Source organism: Waltera sp. (assembly GCF_046969025.1).
Taxonomy (GTDB): Bacteria; Bacillota; Clostridia; order Lachnospirales; family Lachnospiraceae; genus Acetatifactor; species Acetatifactor acetigignens.
This window is the reverse complement of the sequence record NZ_JBKVQF010000044.1, coordinates 1-8,637: the sequence shown is the minus strand read 5'-3', so window position 1 is coordinate 8,637 and position 8,637 is coordinate 1. Positions and strand designations below refer to the sequence as shown.

Below are 8,637 nucleotides of genomic sequence, written 5' to 3'. Positions count from 1 at the left end.
CAGCGGCAACTCTGATATCTTATCATAACCGCTTTCGTTTGTCAACAACTTTTTTTGAAATCTTTTTCGTCTTGGAAAACTTTGTTTTCCGTGACAGTTATTTATGTTAACATATCTGTCAGACTTTGTCAACAACTTTTTTGAAATCTTTTCAAGTTTCTTTCGAGCTGTTGTGTTGTCTCGGCGTTGCCTCAACAACGAATCTGAGTATATCATCCGCTAGTGTACTTGTCAACACTATTTTTTGAATTTTTTGCACAAATTATCCCCTGCTACGTCAATTCCGCATAAACAGGGGATTTTTGCCATGTTTCTATTCTGTTTTTTACTATTTTACAAAGAACGGAAGCTTTTGTCCGAGCTGTTCCACCAGATATGCCAGATAGTTATTTTCATACAAACATGTAAGTATTCTGCTGTCTCTGGTATAATCTACGATCACCTGGCCCAGGGTTCCCAGGTCTCTGAAGATATTAAATGCGTATATTGTCCAAACAATTAGAACAGTTTCTAAGATTCCAACCACAATACCTAGTAATTTGTCCAGGCTATGTACTATAGGTAGTTTCACGATCATCTTTGCCGAGAAAAATACGATATTAAGAAGATGATGCACCAAACCGATCGCCGCCAGCAACAGTATTGTCAGGATCACATTGAATATCTTTCCATCAAAGTAACTGCTCAGACCATTCCCGATCAGGAACAGCACCACACAGGTAATCAGCAGGGAGATCAGAGAGATCAGAGATTTTACCATTCCCTTCTTGTAGCCGTCCATCACCATGCAGATCAATACTACTGCCATGATGACCAGTAATAAATTCAGATTCATTGGTATACTCCTTTATTTTAACTGTATCGTATCTATTGTACTATCTGTCACCAGATAATATTTGTAGGAACCTCCTGCAGGAAGCAGAAGCCGGGCACTCTTACCGAAGCTGCCATGGTATTTTTCCACACCGTCCGTTGTAAAGATCTGGCACTCCGATTCGTTGTAGATCACCATGTCATCATCCCCGAAGAAAATATCCGTATAATCCACATCAAAATAGTAGCTGCCCACCTTTGATGCCGAAGTATTGTACACATCCATGCGGTACTTGGTCTCCGCCTGGTCCGAAAGGAATACCAGTCCTACATATTTATCACTGTAGAAAATCGACTGGATCTCGTCGTCATATAGGTATTCTCCCGCCGTCACAGGCTTCTGGGTACCCGAGTAGATCATAAGACGGCTGTCTCCTACCGCAAACGCTGTATCATTATTCATAAACTGCACTTTCGGCACGACCAGGTCGGAATAAGAATATGCGCTGACCATATAATCGCTCTGATTCTCGCCCACCGGTCCGAAATTGTAGAATGTCACATTACTTTTTACTACGCCTGCATCCACATACAGGTAACTGATTGCCAGAAGCTCTCCGTCCGGTGACAAACTGACGGATACCGGATAACCTCCATCCGTCATATGCGCCTGTCCCGTGTAGCTGTTGGTACCGTCCGCTTCGTAAGTCATGATCCATGCCACATCCGTATCCGCCAGCACCGCTGTCACTCTTCCCGTTTCCGCTACTGTAATATTTCGGATCGGCATGGTCGTTGTAATAGTTCCCAGTTGCTTGTCCGTATTCTGCACGTAGATCTCACGGCCGTTATAACTGCCGATAGCTGCCACATCGCCACAAGTAGCGATCTTCACATCCTGGATCACATAAGTCTGATTCCACTTTACATTTCCCTTGGCATCCGTACAGTGAGCGCCGTCTTTACTATATGTAAGAATACTGTTTTTCAACCGTATGTCTGTGGCATCCGATGAGACCTCCCGGCTAATGGAAGATACGGTGTCATATCCCGTATAGATATGTCTCTTTGCCTGTACCACCACAAGAGCAAGTGCCGCTCCCAAAGCCGCCACCACCAACAGCACCCGGTACACGATTTTCAGCCGGTGTTTACGGATCTTTTTCTTATAGTCATCCTGACTCTTTTGCCGCTTTTCTTTTTCCTTCAGATAATTCTTGATATCTGCTGCCATGTATCTGTTTCCTTATGTATTATCGTAACTATTAAGAATCGCATTCGCAAAATTACTGCGGCGCAGTCTGCTTTTTGCTCATGTAGTTACAGTATAACACACTTCCCCTTTTTGAAAATAAGTTTTTTACGGGAGAAGGATTTCCTGACCGATCTTGATATCATCGGGGTCAGCAATACCGTTCAGGGAACAGATCTCAGATACTTTACTGTTGCTGCCGTAGTTCCGCAGAGAAATACCGATCAGTGTGTCCCCTCTCTGGATAGTATAATGTGTGGGTTGAGCAACCGCCTCCACTGTAGGAGTCTCTGCCACTGCAGGTTCTGCCGTCTGTGTCACATCCTGTATTGTTTCCTGTGTCGTGTTCTGTTCTGTTGCCTCCGTCACATCTGTCGTATTTTTTGTGACATTGCTGTCCGCAGAGGTTCCATCCGCTACACTGCCCGTATTTTCTTCCGTTGGATCTACAGCACTGTTTCCCGTTCCATCCATTGATGCATTTTCCGTGCCTTCCGGCATCGCTGTCTCTGCTGCAGCCCCAGTAGTATTTCCCGCCGCAGCATTTTCCTGTCGCAGAGCATCCTCCAACTTGTCCTCCGCCACCAGCGTGCTGATCTGGCTCTGTTCCTCCACCGCATCCGGCAGTTTCTGCTCCATCAGGTTGCTCATGGCCTGCCTGGCTGTCTCCCCCAGGGATTCTCCGGTGCTTTCCTGCCGCATCAATGCCAATGCCATCACGCAGAGCAGAACAAAGACACCGGCAGCCGCCATTTTCATCCGACGCAGTCCGGTCGTTGGCATGGGTATAATATTATCCGGTTCCCTGCGTCTGTTCTCTACCGCTCTGCGATATTCCACAGGCGCATTCTCCGTATGTCCGGCGGCACGGAAGGCATTTCCGCTCTCCTGTCTCTGTCTGCGTTCCTCCTGCCGTTTCTTCACCACTTCGTATTTTTCCTGATCCACCTTCTCCGGTGCCGCCTCTTCGCCCCGGTTCTCCAGCATATATGCCAGCATACTGTCATTCTTCTCATAGAACTGCGCATACCCCGACACATAACGGCAGATCTCCTGTTCGCAGATCTGGAAGCCTTCCACCATCTCGCCATTCAGTATCTGGTAGCCTAAAAAGGTCATTTCCGAAAAATACTTTCTCCGCAGCTTCTCAATCTCCTGTTCCTGCGCCTGGGACAGGTGCCGCACCGGCTTCTGCAGGAAATTCAGCTTTGCGGAGCCATAGGCGAATAGATATGCCACACCGTCCTCTGCTGTCTTCCTGCCGTATAATGCTATGGCAATATCCTTGTTCTGTGCCATTCCATTCATTTGTTTTATGTAAGATACCACATAATCTTCCACATAGATTCTGCAGTGCTTGTCCGCCTCTCCGATCTGCGTTATGTTCTTCGGTAATTCCATACAAAAAACACCTCCCATGCCGTTTCTATCAGTTATCACTAACTATAGCATCCGCACAGGAGGTATTTTAGCGTTCTTTGTCGCACCTCTTCAAAAACAGTTCGACAAAGTTTGCACCATATTCTATGTATTCTTAGCTATGCTTCAAACTTATATACGGTAACAGAATCGTATTCTCTGCCGTTCTCCCCGCCAAATACATAGGAGGGGAAATTCTCATGATGAATGGTATCCGGGAAATACTGGGTCTCCAATGCAAAACCGCAGCGGTTGCCGTAGGTCACCCCATCTTTTCCGGGCTGTACATCAATAAAATTGCCTGCATAAAACTGCACTCCTGGCAGGGTGGTGTATGCCTTCATTACTCTGCCGCTCTTCGGGCCTTTTACTGTGGCAATATGCCGTAATGTACCGTCATCGTTCCATCCATCGATCACGAAATTATGGTCATAGCCTCCGGTCAGGAGTAACTGTTCATAATCTTCCCGGATATCTCTGCCGATCTTCTTCGGCTGTGTGAAATCCATTGGGGTGCCTGCTACCGCACGGATCTCACCGGTAGGGATCGATCCTGCTACCACCGGAGTAAAGTGAGAGGCTCTCAGCCACAGTTCATGCTCTTCAATGCTGCCTGCGCCGTGCCCGTCCAGATTGAAATAGGAATGGTTGGTCAGGTTGATAATGGTCTTCTTGTCACTGGCAGCATGGTAATGCAGAGTCAGCTCATTCTCTTCACTCAGAGAGTAGGTTACGGATACCTTCTTATTGCCGGGGAATCCCAAATGTCCATCCTCATCCTCCAGAGAAAATGTCACGCTGTTCTCTCCGATCTCCGCATCCCAGAGTCTCTTATGGAATCCCAGCTGCTTATGGGTATGTAAATTGTTGGCACCGTCATTTTTGTCCAGCTGATAAGTAACGCCATCCAGCGTATACTCTGCACCGCCGGTACGGTTCGCACAGGGGCCGATCACCGTGCCGAAAAAGCTGTCGTTGCCGTAATAGCTCTCACCATTGTCAAATCCCAGCACCAGGTCGTCCACCTTGCCCGTGGCATCCGGTACCAGTACGCGCACCAGAGTAGCGCCCAGATCCGTTATCTCTGCTTTCATCCCTTGATCATTACTCAGGGTATACAGAGATATCTCTTTCCCTTCCGCGCTTTTCCCAAATGAACTTTTTATTACTGCCATTGTCTTGTCCTCCCTCTTTTAACTATAATTCTACTCTGCCCTCTAAAGCACGGAGTAATGTTACCTCATCAATATATTCCAGATCTCCCCCTACAGGGACACCACTGGCAATTCTGGTCACCTTGATCCCGGTCGGTTTGATCAATTTGCTGATATACATTGCCGTGGTCTCACCTTCCAGGCTGGAATTGGTCGCAATGATCACTTCCTGCACATCTCCCTGCAGGCGCTCCATCAGTTCCTTCAGCTTGATGTCACCGGGTCCCACACCCAGCATCGGAGAGATGGCACCATGCAGCACATGGTACACACCTTCGTATTTACCGGTCTTCTCATAAGCCGCCAGATCTCTGGTGTTCTCCACCACCATAATGGTACGATGATCCCGTCTGGGATTCGCACACACCGGGCAGAGTTCCTTATCCGTCAGGGTATAACACTCCTTACAGTACCGGACATTGGCTCTGGCCTCGATCATGACATTCGCCAGCCTGTCCACGCGTTCCTTCGGCATATTGATCAGGTGAAAAGCCAGTCGTTGTGCGGACTTACTGCCAATCCCCGGAAGGGCTGCCAGTTCTTCTATTAATTTATTGATCTGTCCGCTGTAGAGTTCCATTAGAAAGGAAATCCTCCTAATCCTCCGGTCATTTTGCCCATAAGTTCTGCATTGGCTTCATCCGCCTTGCGCAGTGCTTCGTTGGCTGCTGCCACGATAGCATCCTGCAGAGTCTCGATATCCTCGGGATCCACGATCTCCTCTGCCAGCTTGATGGATGTGATCTCTTTTTTACCGTTGATGGTCACTTCCACAGCTCCTCCACCTGCGGATGCGGAGAACTCCTTGGTCTCCAGTTCCTTCTGTCCTTCTTCCATCTGACGCTGCATTCTCTGTGCCTGCTTCATCAGATTATTCATATTACCGGGCATTGCGCCTCCGGGAAATCCACCTCTTTTTGCCATGTTGCTGTTTCCTCCATATTATTTATAATTGAGTTATTATTCTATCTTACCTTATCTGCAAGTCTGCCGCAATCCCAAATTCACGCAGGATCACTCTTCCTCATCGATCTCCATGTTGATGACCTTACTGAGATCCACATAGTTGTCTTCGAATTCTCTGCTGCTTTCCACCGTCTGGATCGTCACTTCAATCTCTTTGCTGGAAAAATCGGACAACAGCATTTCCAGCTGCTGCTTGTTCTGTTCGTGGGCTTCCCCCTTGAAATAATCGGAAGCCAGTCCGTCCTCCAACACCACCATGAGCTTGTTGTCTCCACCCAGACTTAATCGGGCGTTTTTCAGATACATCTTCATGGGATTCTCGGCATTTCCAACGATGGCCGGCCATTTCCGTACGATCTCCTGGATATCCTCGGGGACCGCCTTCGGCAACTGTGGCTTCGGCTTTGCCACACCGGCCTGCGGCACTCCCTGTGCTCCGGGAGCTCCGGCAGGCATCTGGGCCGCCGTGACTACAATACCGTTCTCGACCTTTTCCTCCACCTGGCGGATTCTATCCAGGACCGCCTCCTGATCCGTCTCCATCTCCGGCTTGCACAGCTTGATCAGCGCGATCTCTACCAGAATACGTTTCTGTGCCGCATAGCGGATCTGGCCGGACAGTTCGGAGAAAATATGAATATAGCGGATGATCTGGTCCATGGACAGCATGGAAGCTTCTTCCTTCAGATTCGCCAGATTGTCCGTAGACATGTCTATGACATCCTCCAGATTATCCGCTGTCTGTACCAACATCAGATTCCGCAGATACCAGGTAAAGTCCGTGACAAACTGTACCAGCTCCCTGCCCTGCATGACGATCTCTTCCAACAGTTCAATGCAGCCTAACACATTCCGGTCCATAACGAAGCGCAGCAACCTGCTGAACACTTCCGTATCCACTGCCCCCAGCACATCCAGGGTCATATCGTAGGTCAGTTCTTTGCCCAGATGGAAGGCAATACACTGATCCAACAGGCTCAAGGCATCACGCATGGAGCCGTCTGCCACCTTGGCAATGTAGCGCAGAGCTCTGTCCTCCACCTGTACCTGCTCCGTGTCCATCAGTTCCTTCATGCGATCCGTGATGGTATCAATGGAGATTCGTTTAAAATCATATCTCTGGCAGCGGGACAGGATCGTAATGGGGATCTTGTGCACCTCTGTGGTCGCCAGAATAAAAATAACATAAGATGGCGGCTCTTCCAGCGTTTTTAACAATGCGTTGAAAGCTCCGGGGGAGAGCATATGCACCTCGTCGATGATGTAGACCTTGTATTTTCCCTCCGCGGGGGAATAGGATACCTCGTCGATGATCTCACGGATATTGTCCACACCGTTGTTGGAAGCCGCATCGATCTCGATGACATTCATGCTGGCTCCTGCTGCGATTGCCTTACAAATACGGCATTCCCCACAGGGGCCGTCCTCTGTGGGGTGTTCGCAGTTCACTGTTTTCGCAAAAATCTTGGCCACCGTGGTCTTACCGGTACCTCTTGTTCCGGTAAACAGGTACGCATGGCCGATCCGGTTCGCCCGCAGCTGATTCTTCAATGTCGTCACGATATGATCCTGACCCTTGACATCGGAAAAAGCGTCCGGGCGGAATTTCCGGTATAGTGCTGTATATGACATGTTTTTTCTCTCTTCCTTGTAACTATTCAGAGCCATCAAATATTAGCAGATGCTTGTCGAAAATAGTTACTCATTAATTTTCTGTCTTAATCGCCGAAGCAGATGCCCAGCAGCTTCGCTTCCTGTACGATGGTAGCATCAGGATCCACGGTCTTAAGCTTGCCCGCTACATCCTCTAACGGAACTCTTACGATCTCACGGTTCTTATAGCCTACCATGAAGCCGTACTGGTTGTCCAGGATCAGCTTGCCTGCCTCGGAACCCAGACGGCTGGCGAATACTCTGTCGTAAGGGCAGGGGCTTCCGCCTCTCTGCATATGGCCGGGTACGGTGACACGTACTTCTCTGCCGGTCTTCTCCTGGATCTGTGCAGCCACTTCATAGGATACGGAAGGGAACGGATATTTTTCCATCTTTTTCTTGTAATCTTTTTTGGTCAGGGCAGCATCTTCCTTGGAAATCGCGCCCTCAGCCACAGCGATAATGGTAAAACGGCAGCCCTTTTTGTCCCTGTCTTCGATCTTCTCGATCACCTTATCGATATCATAAGGGATCTCCGGGAGCAGGATGATGTCCGCACCGCCTGCCATTCCGGCATTCAGGGTCAGCCACCCTACTTTATGTCCCATAACTTCCACGATAAATACTCTGCCGTGAGAAGCTGCTGTGGTATGGATGCAGTCGATGGCATCCGTAGCAATATCTACTGCGCTCTGGAAACCGAAGGTCATATCAGTACCCCACAGGTCATTGTCGATGGTCTTGGGCAGGGTCACGATATTCAGTCCTTCCTTGCGCAGCAGGTTCGCAGTCTTGTGGGTGCCGTTACCACCGAGAATTACAAGGCAGTCCAACTGCAGCTTGTAATAGTTCTGCTTCATGGCTTCCACTTTGTTCAGCCCGTTGGGATCCGGATCCTGGATCGTCTTGAACGGGGTCCGGGAGGTTCCCAGGATTGTTCCTCCCTTAGTAAGAATACCGGAGAAATCCTTGTCCGTCAGCATTCGGAAATTACCGTAGATCAGTCCTCTGTAGCCATCCAGGAAGCCGTAGATCTCCACCTCTTCCTTGCCGTTCGCCAGGGTCTTCACCACACCTCTCATAGCTGCGTTCAGGGCCTGGCAGTCACCACCGCTCGTTAACATTCCGATTCTCTTCATCGTAGGATCCTCCGTTTCTATATTTCATTATTTTCTCTTGCGTCTGCTATAACTATCCAACACTTTGAATCGTTATTTCTATTTTAATACATTTGTTTTCATCTGAAAATAGTTTGTTGTAATTTCGTTCGGGTAAATTTACTGTAGGAAATTAATAGACAGAGCATCCTTGAGATATGTT

Annotated in this window: 8 protein-coding genes; all 8 read right to left on the bottom strand. The window is 48.6% G+C overall.

Features of this window, described 5'->3' with window-relative positions; genetic code table 11:
- Nucleotides 1-328: 328 nt before the first annotated feature.
- The 8 genes from ACLTOH_RS15100 to ACLTOH_RS15065 all read right to left on the bottom strand — a co-directional run bounded on the left by ACLTOH_RS15100 (nucleotide 329) and on the right by ACLTOH_RS15065 (nucleotide 8,456).
- Complete coding sequence (locus tag ACLTOH_RS15100) at nucleotides 329-835, bottom strand: CvpA family protein (protein WP_118505653.1); 507 nt, start codon at nucleotides 833-835, stop codon at nucleotides 329-331.
- A 12-nt stretch (nucleotides 836-847) separates the two neighbouring features.
- Nucleotides 848-2,047 (bottom strand): DUF5711 family protein, encoded by a 1,200-nt coding sequence (locus ACLTOH_RS15095; protein WP_412224346.1) that lies wholly within the window; start codon nucleotides 2,045-2,047, stop codon nucleotides 848-850.
- 126 nt (nucleotides 2,048-2,173) lie between these two features.
- Entirely contained in the window at nucleotides 2,174-3,466 is a 1,293-nt protein-coding gene (locus tag ACLTOH_RS15090) for a LysM peptidoglycan-binding domain-containing protein (protein ID WP_337417265.1), read from the bottom strand.
- Between the two features lie 137 nt (nucleotides 3,467-3,603).
- Nucleotides 3,604-4,659 carry an aldose epimerase family protein gene (locus ACLTOH_RS15085; protein ID WP_412224344.1) on the bottom strand — a complete coding sequence of 352 codons (1,056 nt, stop codon included), beginning with the start codon at nucleotides 4,657-4,659 and terminating at the stop codon, nucleotides 3,604-3,606.
- A gap of 22 nt (nucleotides 4,660-4,681) precedes the next feature.
- A complete protein-coding gene (recR, locus tag ACLTOH_RS15080) occupies nucleotides 4,682-5,278 on the bottom strand; it encodes a recombination mediator RecR (RefSeq protein WP_412224343.1) in 597 nt (198 codons plus the stop codon).
- Nucleotides 5,278-5,622 carry a YbaB/EbfC family nucleoid-associated protein gene (locus tag ACLTOH_RS15075; RefSeq protein WP_022152832.1) on the bottom strand — a complete coding sequence of 115 codons (345 nt, stop codon included), beginning with the start codon at nucleotides 5,620-5,622 and terminating at the stop codon, nucleotides 5,278-5,280. Before ACLTOH_RS15075 ends, recR begins: the two co-directional genes overlap by 1 nt.
- A gap of 90 nt (nucleotides 5,623-5,712) precedes the next feature.
- Nucleotides 5,713-7,296, bottom strand: coding sequence for a DNA polymerase III subunit gamma/tau (gene dnaX / locus ACLTOH_RS15070; protein WP_117466361.1), 1,584 nt, complete (start codon nucleotides 7,294-7,296; stop codon nucleotides 5,713-5,715).
- A gap of 86 nt (nucleotides 7,297-7,382) precedes the next feature.
- Entirely contained in the window at nucleotides 7,383-8,456 is a 1,074-nt protein-coding gene (locus ACLTOH_RS15065) for a 6-phosphofructokinase (RefSeq protein WP_337413422.1), read from the bottom strand.
- Between the last annotated feature and the right edge of the window lie 181 nt (nucleotides 8,457-8,637).